General features: G+C 32.4%; 1 protein-coding gene. It reads right to left on the reverse strand.

What is annotated here, in order from left to right; translation table 11 throughout:
- Positions 1-279: 279 nt before the first annotated feature.
- Positions 280-1,170: an IS982-like element ISLll1 family transposase gene (locus ABT009_RS47345; protein WP_351309671.1), complete on the reverse strand. Its 891-nt coding sequence runs from the start codon at positions 1,168-1,170 to the stop codon at positions 280-282.
- Positions 1,171-1,564: the final 394 nt, after the last annotated feature.

The raw sequence follows: 1,564 nt of genomic DNA on the forward strand, positions 1-1,564 counted from the left end.
GTTACTCTAAAAACTTGACTTAACGTCAAATGCCATAAAAGATAATAAAGTCCGTTTAATTATTTTCATTGTTTTTGTCCTTATCTTTTTTTCTTGCCATAGAAGTAAAACCAAAACATGACCATGCAAAAAACATAATTAACCAAAAATTATTATCCATATCTTTCTTAGTAAAATAAGCAATTAAACTTAATATCGCCACAACAAAATATAAATAATTACTATATTTAAAAAATTTTTTCATTGAAATATCCTCCATATACCCGAATTGCTAGTTGATTATTTATCCATGACTTGATACCCGATAGAATATCTTAAAGTCTCTGGTTCCAGTGATTTAGCTGATTTTAACAGTAAAGAATACGCTAAAAGTATCATCTCTAATTTCAATTGAAAACCTTGAGGCGAACGACTTTTACAACGCTCAGCTCCTAGATTTGTCAAAAAAGAGAAAACTCGCTCAATCACTTTTCTATGTTTTGAAAAATTAGGGAAAAGGATTTTCTTTTGCTTCATGTTCTTCCTGACAGGTGTAATTAGATCAATTCCTTCTAATTCCAGCCTTTCATGCAGTGACTGACCTAAATATCCCATATCTCCAAGGACTGTTGGTGTCCCAAATTGACTCAACACTTCCTCGGTCATTGAACTATCAGCCATTGAAGCAGGAGTAATTGTGTAGTCTATGACATAGCCTGATTCACTGACTAAAGCATGACATTTACATCCATAGAAGTACTGTCCCTTTGTAGCATTGTAGCCAACATTGGCATAATCTCCAAGAACTTTGCTTCTGAAATTACGAATAGGCTGACACAAAGGAATGGGGAAGCTGTCAATAATGGATACACTCATTCCTTCAACCTCTTTAAAGACGAGTGCTTGGCGAATGACTTGGATACTCGGTAAGAGGGCATTACAACGGCGGACAAAGCGAGAATATTCTAGGAAATTAGGAAATAAACTTTGAGCCAATTGGTGCTTAGCTTTAAGCGTTTCACTAAAATGCAGTACGCCCCATAGGTAACAAGCGATAACTAAGCAATCTGATGTTGCGAGATGGACGTTCTTTCGGTTTTGAACCTCAAGGGAAACACTCGTTTGATAAAGCGTCTCAATGGTTGTCAGTAAATAAACAAAAACTTTTGGAAGTGTGCTATTATAAGTCATATAAGTCGTGCGCTTTCTAATGCTTAGTGGTTTAAGATTAGGATAGCACGACTTATTTATTTTCCAATGAAATTAACTAGCAATTCGGGTATATAAAAGTATTGCTTGATGTATTTCTGAAAAATTGTAATTTTTCTGAAAGTAAAGTTGAAAAACCATACTAAATGATTAAACTTATATCTTTATTTATACGTAAAATTTCTTGCAGTTTAAAATTTGAAACCCATACATTCACTTGCATTAACAGGTTTTGTTTTATATAATAAACTAATATAGTATAGAAAATTAAAAAAAAACACCAAAATGGTTTAACTTAAGCAAGTTTTGATTTAATTTATCAGAAAAATTAGGGTTTTTCTTACAGAATTTAATAAAAAGAGGGATTATATTTATG

The sequence above is a fragment of the Streptomyces sp. NPDC002896 genome, assembly GCF_040295225.1.
Lineage (GTDB): Bacteria > Actinomycetota > Actinomycetes > Streptomycetales > Streptomycetaceae > Streptomyces.

Excerpts from the sequence above, each read along its gene's own strand:
- ABT009_RS47345 (WP_351309671.1), bottom strand. The coding sequence starts at position 1,170 with ATGACTTATAATAGCACACTTCCAAAAGTTTTTGTTTATTTACTGACA.